This window comes from Actinobacillus capsulatus DSM 19761, assembly GCF_000374285.1.
Lineage (GTDB): Bacteria > Pseudomonadota > Gammaproteobacteria > Enterobacterales > Pasteurellaceae > Actinobacillus > Actinobacillus capsulatus.
Genome location: NZ_KB893933.1, coordinates 1 through 19,877, shown reverse-complemented (window position 1 = coordinate 19,877; position 19,877 = coordinate 1). Strand labels below are relative to the sequence as shown.

At 40.1% G+C, this 19,877-nt stretch carries 22 protein-coding genes and 1 pseudogene; 18 read left to right on the top strand and 5 right to left on the bottom strand.

Annotation, left to right across the window (positions count from 1 at the left end; translation table 11 throughout):
• Window positions 1–2: 2 nt before the first annotated feature.
• The 7 genes from C228_RS0103510 to argH all read left to right on the top strand — a co-directional run bounded on the left by C228_RS0103510 (window position 3) and on the right by argH (window position 6,286).
• Window positions 3–209, top strand: a complete 207-nt coding sequence (locus C228_RS0103510) for a hypothetical protein (RefSeq protein ID WP_018651317.1) — start codon at window positions 3–5, stop codon at window positions 207–209.
• A 79-nt stretch (window positions 210–288) separates the two neighbouring features.
• Complete coding sequence (locus C228_RS0103505; RefSeq protein WP_018651316.1) at window positions 289–972, top strand: type 1 glutamine amidotransferase domain-containing protein; 684 nt, start codon at window positions 289–291, stop codon at window positions 970–972.
• Between the two features lie 191 nt (window positions 973–1,163).
• The gene (locus C228_RS0103500) at window positions 1,164–2,186 is read left to right on the top strand and encodes an amidohydrolase family protein (RefSeq protein ID WP_026313173.1); all 1,023 of its coding nucleotides are present in this window, start codon (window positions 1,164–1,166) and stop codon (window positions 2,184–2,186) included.
• 8 nt (window positions 2,187–2,194) lie between these two features.
• The gene (locus tag C228_RS0103495) at window positions 2,195–2,896 is read left to right on the top strand and encodes a carboxymuconolactone decarboxylase family protein (protein WP_018651314.1); all 702 of its coding nucleotides are present in this window, start codon (window positions 2,195–2,197) and stop codon (window positions 2,894–2,896) included.
• Window positions 2,897–2,941: 45 nt separating this feature from the next.
• Window positions 2,942–3,892: an aldo/keto reductase gene (locus C228_RS0103490; protein ID WP_018651313.1), complete on the top strand. Its 951-nt coding sequence runs from the start codon at window positions 2,942–2,944 to the stop codon at window positions 3,890–3,892.
• An 86-nt stretch (window positions 3,893–3,978) separates the two neighbouring features.
• Window positions 3,979–4,674, top strand: a complete 696-nt coding sequence (locus C228_RS0103485; RefSeq protein WP_018651312.1) for a putative quinol monooxygenase — start codon at window positions 3,979–3,981, stop codon at window positions 4,672–4,674.
• Window positions 4,675–4,909: 235 nt separating this feature from the next.
• A complete protein-coding gene (gene argH, locus C228_RS0103480) occupies window positions 4,910–6,286 on the top strand; it encodes an argininosuccinate lyase (RefSeq protein WP_018651311.1) in 1,377 nt (458 codons plus the stop codon).
• 142 nt (window positions 6,287–6,428) lie between these two features.
• On the opposite strand, the gene C228_RS0103475 is transcribed toward argH, so the two are convergent.
• Window positions 6,429–7,985 (bottom strand): SulP family inorganic anion transporter, encoded by a 1,557-nt coding sequence (locus tag C228_RS0103475; RefSeq protein WP_018651310.1) that lies wholly within the window; start codon window positions 7,983–7,985, stop codon window positions 6,429–6,431.
• A gap of 264 nt (window positions 7,986–8,249) precedes the next feature.
• Between C228_RS0103475 and C228_RS0103470 the strand changes: the two genes are divergently transcribed.
• The 5 genes from C228_RS0103470 (at window position 8,250) to pnuC (ending at window position 13,231) form a co-directional block, all read left to right on the top strand.
• Window positions 8,250–9,230, top strand: a complete 981-nt coding sequence (locus tag C228_RS0103470; RefSeq protein WP_018651309.1) for a RodZ domain-containing protein — start codon at window positions 8,250–8,252, stop codon at window positions 9,228–9,230.
• 9 nt (window positions 9,231–9,239) lie between these two features.
• Window positions 9,240–10,352, top strand: coding sequence for a flavodoxin-dependent (E)-4-hydroxy-3-methylbut-2-enyl-diphosphate synthase (gene ispG / locus C228_RS0103465; RefSeq protein ID WP_018651308.1), 1,113 nt, complete (start codon window positions 9,240–9,242; stop codon window positions 10,350–10,352).
• Between the two features lie 129 nt (window positions 10,353–10,481).
• A complete protein-coding gene (hisS, locus tag C228_RS0103460; protein WP_018651307.1) occupies window positions 10,482–11,753 on the top strand; it encodes a histidine--tRNA ligase in 1,272 nt (423 codons plus the stop codon).
• A gap of 36 nt (window positions 11,754–11,789) precedes the next feature.
• The gene (locus C228_RS0103455) at window positions 11,790–12,413 is read left to right on the top strand and encodes a YfgM family protein (RefSeq protein WP_026313172.1); all 624 of its coding nucleotides are present in this window, start codon (window positions 11,790–11,792) and stop codon (window positions 12,411–12,413) included.
• A 125-nt stretch (window positions 12,414–12,538) separates the two neighbouring features.
• Window positions 12,539–13,231 (top strand): nicotinamide riboside transporter PnuC, encoded by a 693-nt coding sequence (gene pnuC, locus C228_RS0103450; RefSeq protein WP_018651305.1) that lies wholly within the window; start codon window positions 12,539–12,541, stop codon window positions 13,229–13,231.
• Between the two features lie 95 nt (window positions 13,232–13,326).
• Here pnuC and purD read toward each other — a convergent pair.
• Window positions 13,327–14,614, bottom strand: a pseudogene (gene purD / locus C228_RS13255) (phosphoribosylamine--glycine ligase).
• Between the two features lie 277 nt (window positions 14,615–14,891).
• On the opposite strand from purD, the gene rpsF reads away from it, so the two are divergent.
• From rpsF to rplI, 4 genes are read left to right on the top strand one after another with little or no spacing between them, the layout of a single operon-like run.
• Window positions 14,892–15,266, top strand: a complete 375-nt coding sequence (gene rpsF / locus C228_RS0103440; protein WP_005598107.1) for a 30S ribosomal protein S6 — start codon at window positions 14,892–14,894, stop codon at window positions 15,264–15,266.
• The gene (gene priB / locus C228_RS0103435) at window positions 15,241–15,615 is read left to right on the top strand and encodes a primosomal replication protein N (RefSeq protein WP_026313171.1); all 375 of its coding nucleotides are present in this window, start codon (window positions 15,241–15,243) and stop codon (window positions 15,613–15,615) included. Before rpsF ends, priB begins: the two co-directional genes overlap by 26 nt.
• Complete coding sequence (gene rpsR, locus C228_RS0103430; RefSeq protein WP_005598105.1) at window positions 15,590–15,817, top strand: 30S ribosomal protein S18; 228 nt, start codon at window positions 15,590–15,592, stop codon at window positions 15,815–15,817. The genes priB and rpsR overlap by 26 nt, the downstream gene beginning before the upstream one ends.
• A gap of 17 nt (window positions 15,818–15,834) precedes the next feature.
• Window positions 15,835–16,284, top strand: a complete 450-nt coding sequence (gene rplI / locus C228_RS0103425) for a 50S ribosomal protein L9 (protein ID WP_018651304.1) — start codon at window positions 15,835–15,837, stop codon at window positions 16,282–16,284.
• Between the two features lie 117 nt (window positions 16,285–16,401).
• Here rplI and C228_RS0103420 read toward each other — a convergent pair whose 3' ends face one another.
• The gene (locus C228_RS0103420; RefSeq protein ID WP_014990986.1) at window positions 16,402–16,617 is read right to left on the bottom strand and encodes an HP1242/YdcH family protein; all 216 of its coding nucleotides are present in this window, start codon (window positions 16,615–16,617) and stop codon (window positions 16,402–16,404) included.
• 193 nt (window positions 16,618–16,810) lie between these two features.
• On the opposite strand from C228_RS0103420, the gene C228_RS0103415 reads away from it, so the two are divergent.
• Both C228_RS0103415 and C228_RS0103410 read left to right on the top strand, forming a co-directional pair.
• Window positions 16,811–17,737, top strand: coding sequence for a hypothetical protein (locus C228_RS0103415; protein WP_018651303.1), 927 nt, complete (start codon window positions 16,811–16,813; stop codon window positions 17,735–17,737).
• Window positions 17,737–18,675, top strand: coding sequence for a LacI family DNA-binding transcriptional regulator (locus C228_RS0103410; RefSeq protein WP_018651302.1), 939 nt, complete (start codon window positions 17,737–17,739; stop codon window positions 18,673–18,675). The genes C228_RS0103415 and C228_RS0103410 overlap by 1 nt, the downstream gene beginning before the upstream one ends.
• Here the strand turns inward: C228_RS0103410 and C228_RS0103405 are convergent.
• Window positions 18,662–19,417 (bottom strand): class I SAM-dependent methyltransferase, encoded by a 756-nt coding sequence (locus tag C228_RS0103405; protein WP_018651301.1) that lies wholly within the window; start codon window positions 19,415–19,417, stop codon window positions 18,662–18,664. The two genes, C228_RS0103410 and C228_RS0103405, sit on opposite strands and share 14 nt — an antisense overlap.
• Window position 19,418: 1 nt before the next feature.
• Window positions 19,419–19,622 carry a glutathione S-transferase C-terminal domain-containing protein gene (locus C228_RS0103400; protein WP_018651300.1) on the bottom strand — a complete coding sequence of 68 codons (204 nt, stop codon included), beginning with the start codon at window positions 19,620–19,622 and terminating at the stop codon, window positions 19,419–19,421.
• Window positions 19,623–19,877: the final 255 nt, after the last annotated feature.

Sequence of the window (19,877 nt, the reverse complement as noted above, 5' to 3'; positions counted from 1 at the left end):
GCATGAAAAACGTACTCATTTCCCCTGAAGAGCGTGCAAACCAGCACGAAAACATCATTTATTTCGTGGCGGACGTACTGAAATCGGAAGATATTGCTCATATTATGCCGTGGATGGTGGATTTGGGATTTAATTCAGGTTTTTTACAAGTGGTTCAATTTTCATTTATTTTTATTTTGCAAATTTTTTCTGAATTATTTTATTGTTAGTTTAAGGCTAATTATTTATTAGGTAATATTAGCCTTTTTTGAATTTTTAGACTTAATACATTTAAAGAAGGAAAGTAATATGGCAACTTCAATTAAACCCGTTTTATGTGTCGTAACAAGTACGCCGATTAAAGGTAAAAGTGGTATTCCGACAGGTTTTTTCTTGGCGGAATTAACGCACGCTTTAGATGAAATTGAAAAAGCAGGGCTTAAAACCGTTATCGCTTCTGTGCGTGGCGGTATTCCACCGATTGATGGCTTTGATTTAACCGATACCATAAATGCTAAATATTGGAATGAATTAGATTTATATAGTCGTTTGGAAAATACACCAGCATTATCCGAATTAAACGGAGCAGACTATTCTGCTGTATTTTTTGCAGGTGGGCACGGCACAATGTGGGATTTCGCACAAAGTGAAGAAGTGCACCGTATTATTAGCGAAGTTTATACATCTGGTGGTGCTGTTTCAGCAGTTTGCCATGGTCCTGCAGCGTTTGTTGGGGCGAAATTACCAAACGGTGAATTTGTGGTAAAAGACAAAAATATTGCGGCATTTACCAATGCAGAGGAAGTGGAAGTCGGTGGTGATAAATTAGTACCTTATATGTTACAAACCGAGCTTGAAAAACAAGGTGCAATCCATCACGTTGCGCCAAACTGGGCAGAAAATGTGATTGTTGATGGGCAACTCGTAACAGGTCAAAACCCTGCTTCAGCTAAAGGTGTTGGAGCCGCACTAGTAAAAGTGTTATTAGGCTAATACGTTAATTTGTAGGGTCGTTGAGCGTACAGCAACTCCCTTATTACAAATCTCATGGCTTTCGCTACCTACAGATTATGATTTCTAGACGTAAATTTCTTGCTTACTCAGGCTTGCTCGCAAGCGGTGTAATTTTAGAAAAATTGGCAGAAATTTCTGCTAATCCTTATTTACATACAAAGGATACTCGAATGAAAATTATCTCTGTTGAAGAACATATTCAAAGCCCAGCATTGGCAAAAGCGATGATGCCAGAAATGCTGAAAAAAGCACCGTTTTTACTTGATTGGGGCAAAGATGTAACTGATAAAATTACTGACCTTTCACGTCCCCAGGTGATTGTCTCTCGTGATTCCACTGCCAAGTTGATGGAAGTTGGTGATGGGCGTATTGCTGAAATGGATGAGCACGGTATTGATATGCAAATGCTTTCTTATGCGGGACTCCCTCAATTAGTGCAAGGGGAAGCAGGCGTACAAGCAATTCGTGATGCTAACGATTATCTAATTGAAAAGGTGCGTTCAAATCCAAGTCGCTTTGGTGGTTTTGCCTATTTGCCGTGGCAAGATGTAAATGCGGCGATTGTTGAAATCGAACGAGTGCATCAACAAGGCATTAAAGCGGTACTGATTAACGGCCGTCCGAGTGAAAAATGGCTTGAACACGCTGATTATGAGCCTGTTCTGCTAAAACTCAATGATTTGGAAATGCCGCTTTTCTTGCATCCAGGCTTACCGTTTGAGCAAGTGCAGCAGTCTTATTACACTGGTTTCAGTCGTGAAGTTTCAGCACGTTTTTCAATGTTTGCGTGGGGTTGGCACAATGAAGCTGGCATACAATTAATCCGTATGATTTTGGCAGGTGTGTTTGATAAATTCCCAAAACTCAACGTCATTATGGGGCATTGGGGCGAGCTTGTGCCATATTATCTGCAACGCCTTGACGATAGTATTCCGCAAGAAGCCACTGGCTTGAAACGCACTATTGTGCAAACTTTTCAAGAGCAAGTTTATGTTACCCCAAGCGGTATGATGAGTAATTCACATTTTGCCTTTAACCAAGCTTTAGTTGGCGTGGATCGCATTCTATTTTCGGTGGACTATCCTTACCTATCGCTCAATGGAGCGAGAGCTTGGTTAGAAAACCTGCCAATTTCTCAAGAAGATAAAGAAAAAATTGCGTATAAAAACGCAGAAAAATTATTCAAATTATAGGAGCTATTATGTCTTATAAATCGGCATTATCGCCAGAACAAATTTACAGTGTGTCGCCAACACTTGCGACTTACACTAAAACGTTGATTTCCGAAGATATGTGGAATCGTCCAATTTTAAGCAAGCATGATCGTGCGGTAATTACAGTAGCAGCACTGATTGCACGTCAACAAACTTTAGGTATGAAGCATTATTTCAACCTAGCAATGGATTTAGGAGTAACCGCTAAAGAAATGTCGGAAATTGTACTCCATATGGCATTCTACGCAGGTTGGTCAAATGCTTTTGCAGCGGTGGACATTCTAAAAGATATTTTTGCAGAACGAGGGATTACACCAGACCAACTGCCTGAACTTACCCCTGAGCCATTGCCATTAGAAAACGCTTTACCAGATAACGAGTTTTTTATGAGCTTGATTGACCAAAATATTCGTTTATTTACTCCGAAATTAGCGGATAATTCAACTGATGTACTTTACCACCAAGTGTGGCAACGTCCTGATTTAAGTATTCGCTCACGCAATTTAATCAGTGTTACTGCTTTAATCGCTCAAGGCTTGTATGACTTTGTAACCGTTTACACATTGCGTGCAAAAGCAGTTGGTATCAGCAAAGAAGAAATGCAAGAGTTGCTTGCACATCTTGCCTTTTATGCAGGTACACCGTATATCGTGCCAGCGATTGCTCACGTAGCAAAAGCTTATGAATAAAAAGTGGTTAAAAAACACAAACTTTTTACTAAAAAGGACAACAAAATGAAAAACGTAAACTTGCCAAAAATTATGCTCGGCACTTGGTCTTGGGGGGTAGGAATGTATGGTGGTGATCAGGTATTCGGTAATAGCATTTCGGCTCAAGATATGAAAGGCGTATTCAAGGCTGCAATCGAAAATGGTTTAAATGCTTTTGATACCGCAACCGCTTACGGTTTAGGTGCTTCGGAAGAGATTTTGGGCGAACTGATGGCAGATTATAAGCGTGAAGATCTTGTCATTTCAACGAAATTCACCCCTCAATTAGCAGAGATGTATGATAATTCAGTTGAAAAAATGGCTAAGGCAAGTATGGCTCGTTTCCATACTGATTACATTGATATTTATTGGATTCATAATCCAATTGAATCAGACCGTTGGGTAGCAGGTCTAATTCCATTGCTTAAAGCAGGCAAAGTAAAAGCGGTAGGGGTTTCTAACCACAATCTTGCTCAAATCAAACGTGCAAATGAAATTTTAAATGCCGAAGGCTTCAAAATTAACGCTGTTCAAAACCATTTTAGTCTACTTTATCGTTCATCAGAAAAAGCTGGGATTTTGGATTACTGCAAACAAAATAGTATTACATTTTTTGCCTATATGACTTTAGAACAAGGTGCCTTGAGCGGAAAATATAGCCCTGAAAACCCGATGCCTGTGGGCTCAGGGCGTGGCGAAAGCTATAATAAAGTATTGCCACAATTAGTGAAATTAACCGATAAAATGCGTGAAATTGGTGAACGACAAAGGGCTAGTGTGGCACAAATTGCTATCGCCTATGCTATTGCCAAAGGCACATTACCAATTTTAGGTGTCACTAAACTACATCATGTTTCTGACGCATCAAAAGCGATTAATCTCTTGTTAACCACTGATGAGGTAGCTGAGTTAGAACGCTTAGCCGAAGAAACCGGTGTAGACACTAAAGGTGTTTGGGAAGAGTCAATGGCGTAATTTGATAATAAATTTTGGCTGCTTATGATTTGTTCGTAAGCAGTTTCTTTTATCTAAATCTGCAAAACCATACCTCAGGATAAAAAATGAAACGAATTTTAACCTCACTTTTACTGGGAGTTGCAACAATGGCACAAGCTGAATACCGAATGAGCCTATTTGAACTAACAGTCAAACCAGAACAACAGCAAGCGATTGATGCGGTGGGTAAAACGAATCTTGGTACGTCAATTCAAACTGAAGCAGGCACGTTAGCGATGTTTCACACCGTGCAAAAAGATAAACCAAACCAAAATGTGATTTTGGAAATTTACCGAGATGAAGCAGCTTATCAAGCACATACTAACGCATCACATTTTAAACAGTTTGTTGAAATCGCCAAAACTGCAGTGGTTGGTCGTCAAGTAGTGCCGCTGGATTCGCAAATTTTATTGGAAAAACAACCGCTTACAGCATTTGAAAACGGCGACTATCTCATTAATTTAGCTGAAGTTAGCGTGAAACCGACACAAAATGAAGACTTTAAAGCGATAGTGTTAGATGAAATGCAACAGTCGATGGCAAAAGAAAACGATGTGATTTTAATGTACGCTGCTACACTTAAAGATCAGCCGAATGAGTGGCGTTTTTTTGAAATCTATGCGAATGAAACCGCTTACCAACAGCATCGTAATACACCGCACTTTCAAGCCTATTTAAAGCAAACTCAAGCAATGATCGAACGTAAAAATGTCACAGCTTTAGTAGGTAAAACATTAGCTAGTAAAGGTCTGTTTAAGTAAAAATTGACAATTTTTATTTTCCGAGAATAGTCGTTAAAGTGCTTGATCCCTGCCCCCAACTCGCCTACATTTATAAATCTTTGTATATAAATAATACAAATGGTAAAAAAATGGGGAAATTTAACCGCTTGCAACAAATGATTATTGAATAATTTTGCATATTTATGCAAAATATCCCTATTCAGATGTACAGGACATCTTTTAATAAGATTAAAGAAGCGAAAAGGAACACAATATGGCACTTTGGGGTGGACGTTTTAAACAAGAAGCTGATGCGAAATTTAAGTTTTTCAATGACTCGTTACGTTTTGATTATCGTTTAGCATTACAAGATATTGATGGTTCAATCGGGTGGACGAAAGCAATTACTTCGGTCGGTATTTTAACCGAGCAAGAACACCAACAATTAGTGGTAGCATTAAAAGAATTACGTGCGGAAATCGAGCCGAATATTGCGATTATTTTACGTGATGATGCGGAGGATATTCATAGCTGGGTTGAGTCGAAACTAATCGAAAAAGTTGGCGATTTAGGTAAAAAACTCCACACCGGTCGTAGTCGTAACGACCAAGTTGCGGTGGATATGAAAATGTGGTGTAAAGTACAGGCGGTCGTATTACAAGAGCGTATCCGTAACTTACAACACAAATTGGTTGAAACCGCCGAAGCAAACCAAAATGCGGTAATGCCGGGTTATACCCATTTACAACGTGCGCAGCCGATTACTTTTGCCCATTGGTGTATGGCGTATTATGAAATGTTAGAACGTGATTTCAGCCGTTTAACCGATGCTTATAAACGGATGCACACTTGTCCGTTAGGTTCAGGCGCATTAGCCGGCACGGCATATTCTATCGATCGTGATGCACTGGCACAGGACCTCGGTTTTAGCATTGGAACTCGTAACAGTTTGGATTCGGTTTCGGATCGTGATCACGTGTTGGAACTGCTCTCAACTGCTTCGATCAGTATGGTGCATTTATCACGCTTTGCTGAAGATTTAATTTTTTTCAATAGCGGTGAATCGGCATTCTTGGAATTATCGGATCGTGTCACCTCTGGTTCTTCATTAATGCCGCAAAAGAAAAATCCGGATGCGTGCGAATTAATTCGTGGTAAATCAGGACGTGTATTTGGGGCGTTATCAGGCTTACTCACCACCTTAAAAGGCTTACCGCTTGCTTATAACAAAGATATGCAAGAAGACAAAGAAGGTATTTTTGATGCGATGGAAACCTGGCAGGCTTGCTTAGAGATTGGGGCGTTAGTGCTTGAAGATATCAATGTGAACGTGGAACGTACTCGTGAAGCGGCGCAGCAAGGTTATTCGAATGCGACCGAGCTTGCGGACTATTTAGTGGCGAAGGGTATTCCATTCCGTGAAGCGCATCATATTGTAGGTGAAACGGTAGTTTATGCGATCAGCAAACGTCAACCTCTAGAAGCATTAAGCGTGGCGGAATTTAAACAGTTCCACCCAGTGATCGATGAAGACGTTTACCTGATTCTTTCGCTAGAATCTTGTTTAGAAAAACGTAGTGCGAAAGGCGGGGTGAATCCGGAACGTGTCCGTGAAGCGATTGAAGTGGCTAAAGCCAATTTAGGTGCATAATTGAATTAATATTTAGATAAGAACAAGCGGTCTGATTTGGTAAAATTTTTGCAAAATCAGACTGCTTGTTTATTTGCAGTCCACGCACGGCAATTCCTGTGTATTCGGTGTTTTCCGTGGTTTAAAATAATTTCAGATTTATCTAAATTCGGCTACCGTGTTCCACTTTAACGTGGCTGGCGTGATCGATTTCTTGGTTATTGTAATCGGATTTAAACCCTTTTAAATAAACACGAATATGATTTTCTCGAGCGGTAATATTGGCGAAATCTTCAATCAATTCTAATACGTCCGAAGCAATATAAGAGGTGCAAGAAGCATCAATAATGACTTTAGAGTTTGGGCGAATATTTTTTAAGGTCTTTTTAATTGCCGCTTTGTTTAAAAACGATACTTCTTCGGAAAGTTGCATTTTGATGTAACTTGCGTTTTCCAATTCTTCACGGCTTAAATAGTAAGCACGTTTCATATTACCTTGCAGTAAGAAGATAATACTGATGACTAAGCCTAATCCGACTCCCTTGAGTAAATCAAACACAACCACTGCCGCCGCTGTTGCGACAAACGGGATAAATTGATAAATCCCTTTATACCAAAAGTGTTTGAAAATTGTTGGGCGAGTTAATTTATAGCCGACCAAAATGAGAACTGCAGATAAAGTGGCGAGTGGAATCTGGTTTAAAATGGTCGGAATTGCCAGCACACAAACAAACAGTAAAATACCATGAATAATACTAGAGAGTTTGTGGGTTGCGCCAGCATTGGCATTAGCGGATGAACGTACAATGACAGCAGTAATTGGTAAGCCGCCCAATACGGAAGAAACGATATTGCCTATACCTTGTGCTCGTAATTCTTGATTGGTATCGGTAATCCGGCGTTTGCTGTCTAAACGGTCGGCGGCTTCAATTGATAACAACGTTTCAATCGAGGCGACGATCGCCATAGTTGCTCCAGTTACCCATACGACAGATGAGCCGAAACCGCTAAAATCTGGTAGGCGGATTAGATGGCGCATTTCTTGCCAATTTTGAGCAATCGGTAATTGCACAAGCTGATTAGCCGGAATCGCTAAATGGCTACTGGTTGCGATAAATAGTTGGTTGATGCTGATACTGACGATAACGGCAACAAGCGCGGAAGGTAACATTTTAAATTGTTTCAAGCGAGAGGAACTATCCCAAGCCAACATAATAAACAGCGAAATAAGCGCAATTAGTAATGCGCCTAAATGAATATTTAAATGGTGTTGTGTAAGTTCTGCGAAAACCTGCTTATTGCCTAAGGCGTAGGGCAGTTGCGAAAAAATAATCAGAATACCGATCCCTGCTAACATTCCTTCAATAACCGCTACCGGTATATAGTTGGTAATGCTACCGGCACGCAAAAAACCGAGAGCGAGTTGAATAGCGCCCGCCACGATACCTGCACACAAGAACAGTTCAAAGCTACCGAGTTGATTAATCGCTGCCAGCACAATGGCAACTAATCCAGCGGCAGGTCCGGCAACACTAATATGTGATGTGCTTAGAAAACCAATGACGATACCGCCAATAACTCCCGAAATAACTCCCGACAATGGCGGAGCGCCTGATGCAAGCGCAATACCTAAACATAAGGGTAAAGCGACTAAAAATACGACTAAACCGGAGGCAAAATTTTGCTTAAACAATCGTTCTTTATTTCTTTCGGAAATCATTGCGAATACCATATGTAAATTTATTTTGAGAAAAGCCGTTGTTTTGCTAAAACAACTCAAATGTTATTTTACGCTGGATTGTTTCGATAAACTTTGGTTTATGTCAGAGAAGTTGAAATTTATTTTAAAATTTGCAAAGAAATGACTGAATTTAACCGCTTGTTAAAAAAATTTGCTTGAATTTGCTTGTTAAGATTGCAAAACAAGCGTTACATCTTTAAACTTCCGAATAATTTTCTGTAATTTTTAACCAAGAGCTTAGTTATGACTGAATCAATTAATCCGACACAAGAAAATCAAGATATTCGTTCACTAGGACAAAAAATAAAACAAGCACGTGAGGCCTTAAATTTAAGTGTTGAAGATGTTGCTAAAAAAACAAATTTAAAGAAATCACATATCGAAGCATTAGAGAACGATATTTTCATTTTACAGGACGTAGCGCCGACTTTTGTTCGTGGCTATGTGCGTAATTATTTACGTTTTCTTCGTTTACCGGAAGAGTTAGTTTCAAGTGTTAATTATGGTGAAGTAACTATTCCAAAAGAAGCAGTTAAAACCCCCTCGCCGAAAGCTGTACAAAAATCACAAACACAATGGATGAAGTATTTAACCGTATTAGTATTATTAGCTGCGGCAGGTATGACATTACTTTGGTGGTGGCAAGATTATCAAAAAGAGCAAGAAAATCGTGAGCAATTTGTGATTAGTTCTGTACCAGCGGAAGTTACACAGAGCGTGCCTGTTACTCCAGCTCCGATAACTGTAGCTCCACAACCAGCACAACCGATTGAGTCGGTTGCGCCAGTTGTTGTTGAAGAAGTTAAAACTCCGGAAGCTACAGCGCCTGTTGTGAATACACCTGTAGTGGAAAGTGCGCCGGTAACTGTTCAATCGGAAGCTATTGCAGCAGAACAACCGGCAGAAGCAGTGAATGTGTTACAACAAACAGTGGAAACTGGCATTACTGAAGAAACTAGCGAACCGGCAGCGATCGGTAATGATGAATTACGTATTGAAGTCATTGGCAAAGAAAGCTGGATTACAGTAAAAAATACCAAAAGCAAAAGAAGCTTAGCGGAAAAATTATATAGCAACGGAGAAGTGTTAACCTTTAACGGTAACGAACAATATCGTTTAACGATTGGTGCACCGGCAAATGTAAAACTTTACTATAAAGGTCAAGAAGTGCCATTAAAAATTGATGGTCGTGTCGCTCGAATTCGTTTACCTTTAGCACAATAAGGATTGGAAATGTCAATTCATCAATCGCCAATTAGACGTCGTGAATCGAAGAAAATTTGGGTGGGTAATGTCGCAGTCGGTGGAGATGCACCGATTTCGGTACAATCGATGACGAATACCCGTACAACTGACGTAGAAGCAACGGTTGCACAGATTAAATCACTGGAACGTGTTGGGGCGGATATTGTACGAGTTTCTGTGCCGACTATGGATGCGGCAGAGGCATTTAAAGTGATTAAACAACAAGTGAATGTGCCGCTTGTGGCGGATATTCACTTTGATTATCGTATTGCTTTGAAAGTGGCGGAATACGGTGTTGACTGTTTACGTATCAATCCGGGTAATATCGGTAATGAAGAGCGTATTCGTGCGGTAGTGGATTGTGCAAAAGATAAAAATATTCCGATTCGAATTGGGGTGAATGCGGGATCACTTGAACGTGATTTGCAAGAGAAATACGGTGAGCCGACTCCGCAAGCGTTATTAGAATCGGCATTACGTCATGTGGATATTTTAGATCGCTTTAATTTTGAGAACTTTAAAGTGAGCGTAAAAGCATCTGATGTATTTCTAGCGGTCGAATCTTACCGTCTTTTAGCAAAACAAATCGTGCAGCCGTTACATTTAGGTATTACCGAAGCAGGCGGTGCGCGTGCCGGCTCGGTTAAATCGGCAATTGGTTTAGGTTTATTACTTTCGGAAGGTATCGGTGATACATTACGTGTGTCTCTTGCAGCTGATCCGGTTGAAGAAGTCAAAGTCGGTTTCGATATTTTAAAATCGTTACGTATTCGTTCTCGCGGTATTAACTTTATTGCTTGCCCGACTTGCTCACGTCAAGAAATAGATGTGATTGCAACGGTGAATGCGTTAGAACAACGTTTAGAAGATATCTTAACTCCGATGGATGTTTCTATTATCGGCTGTGTAGTGAATGGTCCGGGTGAAGCACTTGTATCGGATCTCGGTGTGACCGGTTCAAATAAAATGAGCGGTTTTTATCTTGATGGTGTGCGCCAAAAAGAGCGTTTTGATAACGAAAAACTCATCGACCAATTAGAAGCCAAAATTCGTGCTCGTGTTGCAGAGCAACACAATCGAATTCAAATCGAACAAGTTTAATTTTAGTAACCACGGGTTACACAGGTTTTACGGATATTGTGCAAAACAAGCGGTCAATTTTCTTCAAAAATTTACCAGCCGTACTATTTTGTGTTGTCCGTGGTTTTAGCGTAATAAAAGGAAAATAAAGTGGCTAAAAATATTCAAGCAATTCGTGGGATGAACGATTGCTCCCCAACAGAATCACTATTATGGCAATGGATCGAAAATAAAGTACGTAATGTATTAGCCGGTTATGGCTATTCTGAAGTGCGTATGCCGATTGTAGAAAGTACGCCGCTTTTCGCACGTGCGATTGGCGAAGTAACAGATGTGGTTTCAAAAGAAATGTACACATTCTGGGATAATGACGAACAATTAACTCTTCGTCCGGAAGGAACGGCAGGTTGTGTGCGTGCAGCAATTGAACGAGGTTGGATCTATAATAATGAACAACGTTTATGGTATATGGGCCCAATGTTCCGCCACGAGCGTCCGCAAAAAGGTCGCTATCGCCAATTCCACCAAGCTGGTGTTGAAATTTTCGGTATTTCAAATCCGGAAATTGATGCGGAACTCATTATTTTAACTGCGCGTTTATGGAAAGAGTTGGGTATCGATCAACATGTTTCTTTACAACTAAACTCAATTGGTTCGCTTGAAGCACGTGCGAATTATCGTTCGGCATTGGTAAAATTCTTAGAAAATCATACCGCTTTAATGAGCGATGAAGAAAAAGAGCGTTTAGTTAAAAATCCGTTACGTATTCTTGATACCAAAAACCAAGCGTTACAAGAAGTACTGAATGACGCACCAAAATTATTAGATTATTTAGATGATGACAGTCGTGAACATTTTGCGCAGCTTTGTAGTCTATTAGACGCAATGGGTATTGCTTATGAAGTTAATCCAAAACTGGTACGTGGTTTAGATTACTATAATAAAACCGTGTTTGAATGGGTAACTTCAGCATTAGGTTCTCAAGGCACGGTATGTGGCGGCGGTCGTTATGACGGTTTAGTTGAGCAACTTGGCGGGCATGCAACGCAAGGTGTTGGTTTTGCAATGGGTTTAGAGCGTTTAGTTTTACTTGTTCAAGAAGTGAATAAAGAGATCAGCTTACCGAAAGCCGTTGATGTGTATGTCGTTTATTCAGGTGAAGGTGCTACTTTAAATGCGTTCCAAATTGCCGAGCAAATTCGTAGTGAATTACCGCAATTACGTGTGATGACACATTGCTCAGGCGGTAATTTCAAAAAGCAATTCAAGCGTGCAGATAAAGTAGAGGCACAAATTGCATTAGTTATCGGTGAAAGCGAAGTGGTTGAGCAAAAAGTGGTTGTAAAAGATCTACAAAGCGGTGCGGAACAAATTACTATTGCACAAACAGATCTTATTTCAGAACTTACTAAACGTTTTTAAGTTATTCCCCTGTTTGGGGTAAATGGAGAAATCATTATTATGAGCGATTATTTAAATAAAACGGAAGAGCAGCAGTTTGAAGAGGCAAAAGGCTGGTTTAAAGAAAATGGTACACCGATTTTGGTTGCGATCATTATTGCCTGTGCTGCAACTTTCGGTTGGAATTTTTGGAAAAATCACCAAATTGAAACGGCACAACAAACTTCTGCAACTTACCAAAATATTATGGAAAGTTATTTGCAAGATCCGAGCAAAAATGCACCGCTTGTAGAAAAGTTTATTGCGGATCATAAAGACTCAAGTTATGCCGTTTTTGCACAGTTAGAAGAAGCAAAACAAGCCGTTAAAAAAGCGGATTTTGCCCGTGCTAAAAGTTTATTAGAGAATGCGTTGGCGGTAGCAAGTGATTCAACATTACAAACAGTAATTCGTTTCCGTTTAGCTGCGGTGGATTACCAACTAAAACACTACGATCAGGCGTTAGCGATGCTCGCTCAGATCCAAGATCAAGTGTGGGAACAACGTAAGCTTGTGCTAAGCGGTGATATTCTTGTTGCTAAAGGCGATAAAGATGCTGCAAAGAGCGCTTATGAAAAAGCAAAAGAGGTTGCACCGGCACAAGATAAAGTGTTAATTGATGTACGTTTAAATAATCTGTAATCGAAATAGGACTGTTGTCTAGACAGTCCTATTTTTTTATCTGACACATGAGAATGTAATTTATATTTTACATTCTATGCTAATCTGACTTACACTTTCCTCAGTATCATTACATTGGAGGTTATATGAATACACAAACTGTTTCGAATTTTGTTAAACAAGAGCTTTCCGGCTGGAAACCTTTTGAAGTGATTTGGCTTGTTGCCTTTATTGCCGCCCAAGTTTGGGCTTACGTACAAGCACCGGATTCTATTTTGGCGATGATTTCTGGTATCGCCGGTATTATCTGTGTTGTTTTAGTAAGTAAAGGCAAAGTAAGTAATTACTTGTTCGGTTTAATTTTTGCTTACACCTATTTTTATGTAGCATGGGGCAATAATTTTATCGGTGAAATGAACAGTGTGCTTTATGTGTATTTACCGGCGCAGTTTATCGGTTACTTCGTTTGGCAAGCGAATATGCAAAAAGACAGCCAAGGCGGTGGTGCGGTGATTGCTAAATCGTTAACTGTCAAAGGTTGGCTCGTATTATTAGCAACGATTAGTATCGGTACTTTACTTTTTATTCAAGCACTTAAAGCAGCGGGCGGTAGTTCAACCGGCTTAGATGGAGTGACAACTATCACCACGGTGGCGGCACAATTACTGATGATTTTACGTTATCGTGAACAATGGTTGTTATGGATTGTGCTTAATGTGTTATCAATCGCTTTATGGGCAGAAACACCGGCGATGTATTTAATGTATGGTGCATATCTGCTTAACTCGCTTTACGGTTTCTATAACTGGACGCAATTAGAGAAAAACGCTCAGCGTTAATATTCTTCGCTAGCTAATAACAAGCGGTCTAATTTGCAAAATATTTTACAAATTAGACCGCCTGATTTTTTACTATCGGCTAACTTAAAAGCAAATTACGCTTTTTCTCTTGCTACGGCACGGTAGCCAATATCACGGCGGTAGAAACGTCCTTGCCATTGAATTTGTTCGGCAAGTTTTAAGGCTTGCTGCTGCGCATCAAATACAGAATGACCTAATGCGGTTGCGCATAAAACACGACCACCGTTTGTCACTAATTTACCGTCTTTTTGCTCAACACCGGCAAGGAATACTTTCTGTGATTTTTGTGCTTGAGTTGGAATACCGCTGATTTCATCGCCTTTACGATAATCGCCTGGGATAACCTTCCGCTGCAAGTACGATGCCTAATGCTGCTTGTTCACACCATTTAGATTTAATCGTATCAAGTTTTTCATCGCAAGCGGCTAAACAAAGTTGTACAAGGTCCGATTTTAAGCGCATCATAATCGGTTGGGTTTCCGGATCACCAAAACGGCAGTTAAATTCGATCACTTTAGGTTGTCCGTTCGGCATAATCATTAAACCTGCATAGAGGAAACCTGTATATGGATTACCTTCTGCTGCCATACCTCTTACTGTTGGGTAAATGACTTCTTGCATAACACGATTGTGAATTTCTTGTGTGACAACCGGTGCCGGTGAATAAGCGCCCATACCACCGGTATTTAAACCTTTATCACCTTCGCCGACACGTTTGTGATCTTGACTGGTTGCCATTGGCTCAACGTTTTTACCGTCTACCATCACGATAAAGCTTGCTTCTTCACCGTCTAAAAATTCTTCGATAACTACAAGGCTACCGGCGTCACCGAATGCATTGCCTGACAGCATATTTTTTACCGCTTCTTCCGCTTCTTCGAGCGTCATGGCAACAATTACGCCTTTACCGGCAGCTAAACCATCCGCTTTAATTACAATCGGCGCACCTTTTTGTTTTAAATAGGCAAGTGCCGGCTCAACTTCTGTGAAGTTCTGATATTCAGCGGTTGGAATTTGATGACGGGCTAAGAAATCTTTAGTAAATGCTTTTGAACCTTCTAATTGTGCGGCAGCTTGGGTAGGTCCAAAGATTTTTAAGTTGTTCGCACGGAATGCATCAACTACACCGATAACGAGCGGTGCTTCCGGTCCAACAATCGTTAAGCCAATTTGGTTTTCTTTCGCAAAAGCCACTAATGCAGGAACATCGGTTGCGGCGATTGCCACATTTTCGATACCTTCTTCCAGTGCGGTACCGGCATTCCCCGGTGCGACAAAAACTTTTTTGACTAAAGGCGATTGACGAACTTTCCAAGCTAAAGCGTGTTCACGACCACCGTTACCAATAATTAATACATTCATTTGGATTCCTTATAAATTAACAAAAGCAAACGTTTGCGCAATTGTACTAGAAGATCACAAAATACTGAACTATTATTCGTATTTTTATCTGATAAAACCTATTTTCATATTTAAGCGATAAATTATACTTAAAAGACAGCATTAACAATAAATTTTGCTTGCAAAACCAACAAGTTTACGTATAATTCCGCCGTTCAGTCACATTTGTTTTTAATCCTTGCTTCCACAAGTTGGTGACTGGCTAAAGTTGGAGGCTGCTAACCCGTAAGGATAGTCAATGCGTCACTACGAAATCGTTTTTATGGTTCACCCGGACCAAAGCGAACAAGTACCAGCAATGATTGAGCGTTACACAGCATCTGTAAAAGAAGCTGGCGGTCAAGTTCATCGCTTAGAAGATTGGGGTCGTCGTCAATTAGCATACCCAATCAACAAACTTCACAAAGCACACTACGTGTTAATGAATGTAGAAGCACCTCAAAGTGTAATCGACGAGTTAGAAACTAACTTCCGTTATAACGATGCAGTTCTTCGTAACTTAATTGTTCACACTAAAGCGGCAGTAACTGAAGCTTCACCAATGGTGAAAGCGAAAGAAAGCAAAGTTGCTGAAGCGGTAGCTGAAGTTGAATCAGAGGAAGCTGGCGAGTAATTCGCCAATTGATAATTGCTTAATTCTGAGCGGCTCGGTCGCTTCAATGGTTAAGCAAAGCCAAAACCCGTTAGGGGTTCCGAATTATCGTTTTTGGCTTGAACATCGTTCAATCCAAACCGAAGTGAATTTAGAACGTCAGGCGTGGTGTAAAATTCAAGTGATTTTAAATGGCAGTCAATTTAGTTTAATAACCCAACAAATAAAGCTCGGTGATAAAATTAGAGTTCATGGATTTATCCACACTCACAAAGACTATAACGGTTTAAACCAATTAGTTGTCCACGCCGAACATATTGAATTTATAGATCAGGAGAAGCCAAATGGCACGTTATTTCCGTCGTCGTAAGTTCTGCCGTTTCACAGCGGAAAATGTTGTTGAGATCGATTACAAAGATATCGCTACATTAAAGAACTACATTTCTGAAAGCGGCAAGATTGTTCCTAGCCGTATCACTGGTACTCGTGCGAAGTATCAACGTCAATTAGCTCGCGCAATCAAACGCGCTCGTTACTTAGCGTTACTTCCATACACTGACAACCATCAGTAATAGAGAGGTCGAGTACAATGCAAGTTATTTTATTAGATAAAGTTGCTCACTTAGGTTCTGTGGGCGACCAAGTAACTGTTAAATCAGGTTTTGCACGTAACTTTTTAATCCCACAAGGTAAAGCAGTTATGGCAACAGCAGCAAACATTGCTCACTTTGAAGCACGTCGTGCTGAATTAGAAGCGAAAGCGGCAGCAGCATTATCAGCAGCACAAGCTCGTGCAGCTAAAATTGCTGAGATCGCAGCAGTATCAGTATCTGCAACAGCAGGTGATGATGGTCGTTTATTCGGTTCTATTTCTGCAAAAGATATCGCTGATGCATTAACAGCAGCAGGTGTTGAAGTAGCTAAATCAGAAGTTCGTTTAGGTGAAGGCCCACTTCGCATAATTGGCGAACACGAAGTTAAAGTTCATTTACACGCTGAAGTGAATGCAACTGTAATTGTTAACGTAGTTGCTGAATAACCTTTAGATTATTAGAAAACCCAGCCTTAGGCTGGGTTTTTTTGTTTTTGATAACTATTGAAATTCAATGGCTATTAAAATACCCACCTTTTAAAGGTGGGTACTGTGATTAATTTATTAAGCTGATTTTTTCTTTAAGATAGCATAAAGCTCATCTTTTATATGTAACTTCTCTTTTTTGAGAAGCTCTACTTCATCATTGGTTGCAAGCTCTATATTTGACTCCATGTTTTTAATGCGTTGGTCTAGCTCATTATGTCTCTCAAATAGGCGAGTAAAATGCGCATCACTATTTTTTAATTTGGTGATTAGCTCACGAAATTCTGGGAACATATACAACTCCTATAATGTCTTAGTTGAACCTTAGGTTTAACTTGATACTACTCTTTTTTAGCTAAGTTGGGATAACTTTATTTTAAATCTTTGAAGTCGATCACAAAATTTTCGTGAAACAGAGATTGATGAATTTACTCTATACTTGGCTCAGGTATAATACAGCCTCTTTTATTTACTGGGGACAATAATAATGCGCTACAAAGCTCTCTTGTCTTTTTTCTTCGCAGTATTGAGCAGCACTGCGGTTGCTAAGTGGGAAAAAATCAATGATGTGGATTACACTTGGGGACCGTTCAAAATTTATAATATTTCCCTATTTACAGAAACGGGCGAATATAAAAATACAGAACGCCCGGTAATGTTGACATTAAAATACAGTAAACCGGTTGATGGTCGAGATTTTGCGATTTCAGTGGCGAAATCATGGGCTAATTTGGGTATTACACTTCCTGAACAAGATGAAGTGATCGATCGTCTTCGTAAAATCTTACCAGATTTAAAACCGGATGATTCATTAAGCTATATTGCATTAGCTGATCGTGGCTATTTTGTTTTAAATGATCAAGTTATTGAGCAAGATTTTAACGCAGAATTTAATGATGCGATGCTGGCTATTTGGTTAGATCCTAAAGTTGAGCTCAGTTATAAACTAATCGCTAAGAAAGTGGAAGGCGCAGAGCAAGAAGTACACCAGTCAGCAGAATATCGCCAAAGTTTAGAAGAAATTTCAATTGAACCGAAACAACAGAAGTTATCGACTAAAGCTGAATTAACTGATCAGCCGGCATCAACCGAACAAGCAGTGGATTCTGAATTACAATCGACAAAATTAGAATCACCGAAACCGACTAAAAAAGTGGATATTGCAAAAGTTGCAGAAATTAAACCGGCAAATAGTGAAGTTGAAAAAGTACAAAATAAAACAGCGGCAACAGCTCCTGAAACAGCAGTAGAACCGGTTCAAGAAAAAATAGAAACACCTGTGGCAACGCCAGAAGCAGAACCTCAGCCGGTCGAGCAGAAGACAGAACCAACGAAGGAAGAATTAGAAAATCCGGAGAAGGAAGTCTTACCGGAATCTGACCCTACTCCTGCTTTTCAACTACCTGTATCCTAATGAAATTAACGATTAAAGATATTGCCGCACGTTGTAATGTCGGTAAATCCACCGTGTCTCGAGTGCTGAATAATGACCCTAAAGTGAGTGTTCAGACTCGAGAACGAGTGCAAGCAGTCATTGATAAATTAGGATTCCAGCCGAATCAAAGTGCCAGAGCAATGCGAGGAGCATCGTCTCCCGTTGTTGGTATTATTGTTACTCGCCTTAATTCAACGGCAGAATCTCAGACGTTAAGTATGATTTTGCAGCAATTATATGCGCAAAATATTATCCCCCTTATTGTGGAGAGCCAATTCCAACCTGAATTGGTTATTCGACATTTTGCATTATTTCGCCAGCGCCGAGTGGATGGGGTTATTTTATTTGGCTTTTCACAACTCTCACTTGAAATTGTTCAGCAATGGCGAGGTTCATTGGTGACTGTTGCTCGTGCTTATCCCAATATTCCTGCGATATATTATGATGATGAGAATGCGATTCGCACATTAATGACGAAATTGTATCAGCAAGGGCATCGCAACATTGCCTATTTAGGCGTAAATGATCAAGATGAAACAACCGGTCATGATCGCAACCGCAGCTATTTGGCTTTTTGTAATTCTCACCAGATTCCCGCTAATTTAGTGGAAGCGGAATTGACGATTGAAAGCGGCTATTTACAGATGCCGAAATTAATGCGTAAACCGGTATCGGCGATATTGTGCGCCAGCAGCTCGCTAGCGATTAGTGCATTAAAATATTTGCAAGAAAATCAGCAAAATCTACCGCTTGCTTGTATCGGGCAAAATGTATTATTGCAGTGTTTTGCAACCAATTTGCTTACGCTGGATTTCGGTTATCCTCAGGCGGGGAAATGGGCGGTGGAATTGTTATTAACACAGCTCGGCGGCAAAACAACCACCGAGCAACGCAAAGTACCGGTTAACCTTTCTTAACCGCTTTAATAAACAGTAATGGCGGACGATGTTGTAGATCTTTAAACTCGTTATGCCATTGCGGTTGTTCCGCCAGCATCGGCTCTTCCACTTGCACGATTTCAAAGCCGGCTTGAATTAGCTGATTGCAAATCGTTGCCATCGTGCGATGATAGGTTTTGAATGCTTGTTGGAACCAACTTCTATCGCGTTCACCTTCATCTCGATAATAATTTAAACGATAGGCAACTTGTTGTTTTTGCTCATTTTTCTCCCAACGATAGCCGTCTCTATAACAAGTAACAATAGGGTGTTCTTGGGAAAAAATCAGTGTGCCGCAAGCGGTCATTTTTGCGGAAATTTTTGCGAGTAAATCGGAAAAGTCCTTAATATAGTGAAACGCAAACGAGCTAGTGACCACATCAAAATGATCTTCCGGAATTTTATCTAATTGTTCCATTGGCAGGCAATGCAACGAGAAAGCGGTCGATTTTTGCCAATTTTTTGCTAAATCACTTTCCGCCTGTTTTAGCATGAGTTCCGATAAATCCAGCCCGACAACTTTACTTGCACCTAATTCTAAATAATGTGCCAAATGCACGCCGGTACCACAGCCCAAATCTAACACTTTTTTATTGGTGAGCTCAGGTAAAAGTGAAAACATGGTAGGCTTTTCCACCACTTCATTCATACTGATTGGGTTTTCACGTAATTGTTGATAACGTTCAAAGAAAATCGGGGTATCGTAAATACTTTTTTTCATTTTATCCTTTTAACCATTCTTGATATGCTGGTAATGCTAACATTTGTTGCAGGTATATCCGCACATTTTCATCAAAATAGTGTGCTAATCCGTAAGTCTGAATTCGTGCCGCCACCGGCAACAAAAACGCATCTGCCGCAGTGAAGAGTGAACCTGTTAAATATTTGCCAGCAAATTGTAATGCCGCGCGAGATAAATTATCCATAAAAAGCGCGATAAATTAGAAAAATAATTTTTTCATATTCTGTAAAAGGTTTTCAAAAAATAAACTTATTGCAGACATCCATACCTCCCCAGCTTAAACTGACCGCAGTTAGTTGTTATTTCCTCAATCAAGACTTGCTATGCTTACCGAACAGAGTAATTCTGTGACCACATTAAGCTGAACAGGGAAACCATAGTATGACCACATTTAAAATGAGAACTGAACAAGAAATAATGCAAGAATTAGCACTTATTG

Excerpts from the sequence above, each read along its gene's own strand:
- C228_RS0103510 (WP_018651317.1), top strand. The coding sequence starts at position 3 with ATGAAAAACGTACTCATTTCCCCTGAAGAGCGTGCAAACCAGCACGAA.
- C228_RS0103505 (WP_018651316.1), top strand. The coding sequence starts at position 289 with ATGGCAACTTCAATTAAACCCGTTTTATGTGTCGTAACAAGTACGCCG.
- C228_RS0103500 (WP_026313173.1), top strand. The coding sequence starts at position 1,164 with ATGAAAATTATCTCTGTTGAAGAACATATTCAAAGCCCAGCATTGGCA.
- C228_RS0103495 (WP_018651314.1), top strand. The coding sequence starts at position 2,195 with ATGTCTTATAAATCGGCATTATCGCCAGAACAAATTTACAGTGTGTCG.
- C228_RS0103490 (WP_018651313.1), top strand. The coding sequence starts at position 2,942 with ATGAAAAACGTAAACTTGCCAAAAATTATGCTCGGCACTTGGTCTTGG.
- C228_RS0103485 (WP_018651312.1), top strand. The coding sequence starts at position 3,979 with ATGAAACGAATTTTAACCTCACTTTTACTGGGAGTTGCAACAATGGCA.
- argH (WP_018651311.1), top strand. The coding sequence starts at position 4,910 with ATGGCACTTTGGGGTGGACGTTTTAAACAAGAAGCTGATGCGAAATTT.
- C228_RS0103475 (WP_018651310.1), bottom strand. The coding sequence starts at position 7,985 with ATGATTTCCGAAAGAAATAAAGAACGATTGTTTAAGCAAAATTTTGCC.
- C228_RS0103470 (WP_018651309.1), top strand. The coding sequence starts at position 8,250 with ATGACTGAATCAATTAATCCGACACAAGAAAATCAAGATATTCGTTCA.
- ispG (WP_018651308.1), top strand. The coding sequence starts at position 9,240 with ATGTCAATTCATCAATCGCCAATTAGACGTCGTGAATCGAAGAAAATT.
- pnuC (WP_018651305.1), top strand. The coding sequence starts at position 12,539 with ATGAATACACAAACTGTTTCGAATTTTGTTAAACAAGAGCTTTCCGGC.
- rpsF (WP_005598107.1), top strand. The coding sequence starts at position 14,892 with ATGCGTCACTACGAAATCGTTTTTATGGTTCACCCGGACCAAAGCGAA.
- rpsR (WP_005598105.1), top strand. The coding sequence starts at position 15,590 with ATGGCACGTTATTTCCGTCGTCGTAAGTTCTGCCGTTTCACAGCGGAA.
- rplI (WP_018651304.1), top strand. The coding sequence starts at position 15,835 with ATGCAAGTTATTTTATTAGATAAAGTTGCTCACTTAGGTTCTGTGGGC.
- C228_RS0103420 (WP_014990986.1), bottom strand. The coding sequence starts at position 16,617 with ATGTTCCCAGAATTTCGTGAGCTAATCACCAAATTAAAAAATAGTGAT.
- C228_RS0103415 (WP_018651303.1), top strand. The coding sequence starts at position 16,811 with ATGCGCTACAAAGCTCTCTTGTCTTTTTTCTTCGCAGTATTGAGCAGC.
- C228_RS0103410 (WP_018651302.1), top strand. The coding sequence starts at position 17,737 with ATGAAATTAACGATTAAAGATATTGCCGCACGTTGTAATGTCGGTAAA.
- C228_RS0103405 (WP_018651301.1), bottom strand. The coding sequence starts at position 19,417 with ATGAAAAAAAGTATTTACGATACCCCGATTTTCTTTGAACGTTATCAA.
- C228_RS0103400 (WP_018651300.1), bottom strand. The coding sequence starts at position 19,622 with ATGGATAATTTATCTCGCGCGGCATTACAATTTGCTGGCAAATATTTA.